The sequence below is a fragment of the Pseudoblastomonas marina genome, from assembly GCF_014641655.1.
Taxonomy (GTDB): Bacteria; Pseudomonadota; Alphaproteobacteria; order Sphingomonadales; family Sphingomonadaceae; genus Alteriqipengyuania_A; species Alteriqipengyuania_A marina.
In genome coordinates this window covers 1-1357 of the sequence record NZ_BMID01000010.1, presented here as the reverse complement: position 1 = coordinate 1357, position 1357 = coordinate 1, and the positions used below count along the sequence as shown (strand labels likewise).

Genomic DNA, 1357 nt, shown 5'->3' with positions numbered 1-1357 from the left:
GGGGGGGGGGAGGGGGTAGCGAGATTTAATTTTTGAACGCTGATGGAGGACATAAATTTAAAGAAGATATATCTTTTAAATTTTTCAACTCTAGATGAGTGGAATCACCACCCATATTTTGTTTTGAATCTATTTTTAAAGCACCTTTTCCCAATTCAAATACAAATCCTGCTGATACAACAAACATAAAACCTAGAATAACCACTAGACTATAGAAAGTATTTATACCTAAACTTCCTACATAAGGGAACATGGTAAATATTTCAAGGTCCAGAATTACAAAACATATCGCCTGTGCAGCTATAGGTGAATCGAAAGGGAATCTAGTTTGATGAAAAGAATGGAATCCACACTCAAACTCTGAATTTTTTTCTTGATACGTTTGAGCCAAATTTCTCATACCTATAAATTTAATATTTTGATTTTAACTATTGTTTTCTGTTCGTATTCATTCTATTACGGATTTTTTTTATTTTATCTAATCCTTCTTTAGTTAAATGCGATTTATTTTCCATTAATCTTACGACTTCGCAAAAATCTATGAAATCGAGCCGGGAGGCGTCTTTCCTTTTAAAGGATATTTAATGAAAAATGGAACAATAATATCTTTTATACCTCCCCCCCTCCAGCGAAGCTGGAGGGGGGTAGCGAAAAATTAGTTACTTTAAAATCAATAACACCTCTTCCCTCTCGGGACCTCCAGAGAGGGTCCTCCCTGGAGGAAGAATCTAAACTTGTATTCCCACATCCTAAATATTCAATTAAGCTTTTTATTAAATACTCATCTCGCCACCCCCTCCAGCTTCGCTGGAGGGGGGAATTACTTTGAGTTAAAATAAAACTTAATTTAACTGCTTCTCCCACCCGTAGGGTTGATGTTTTAGACTTAAAAACTACGACACTAAAACAACCCTCTGCATCAACAAATCCAGATAATCAAAAAGGATTCGGAATTTGAGGTAACGATGTATCAGGTCTTAAAACAGTATTAATACCAGGAAAAGCAATACTTAAATCATTATTTAAACCATTATTTATTACAGCCTTTATAGCTACAAGTTCCAAGAGTCCTTCCACTCGGCCCCCCCTCCAGCGAAGCTGGAGGGGGTAGCGAGTGGATGACTTTTGTTTTTAATTAAATTATGAGCCAATTTAAACAACTTATAATCAGCTTGTTTTTTAGTTATTATGGGGTATTTATCAAAATGATTAATTAGACGCCTGGCGGCTCGACCTTTTAAAGATTCTACTCGGTATTGTGCAGAATCCCACTCTCCGAGTGGAAATACATTACCTACACCAAAAAATTCTTTAATGTTATTTAATAAACTTAAGTCTTTTTTATGTAAGTTTATTA

At 35.1% G+C, this 1357-nt stretch carries 2 protein-coding genes and 1 pseudogene; all 3 read right to left on the bottom strand.

What is annotated here, in order from left to right:
• Positions 1–25: 25 nt before the first annotated feature.
• Positions 26–391, bottom strand: a complete 366-nt coding sequence (locus IEW49_RS13335; protein ID WP_188643225.1) for an NADH-quinone oxidoreductase subunit A — start codon at positions 389–391, stop codon at positions 26–28.
• A 218-nt stretch (positions 392–609) separates the two neighbouring features.
• Positions 610–924 (bottom strand): annotated as a pseudogene (locus tag IEW49_RS13330) (LAGLIDADG family homing endonuclease); the annotation flags it as partial.
• 128 nt (positions 925–1052) lie between these two features.
• On the bottom strand, positions 1053–1357 hold a 305-nt coding region (locus IEW49_RS13325), incomplete at its 5' end, for an LAGLIDADG family homing endonuclease (RefSeq protein WP_188643224.1).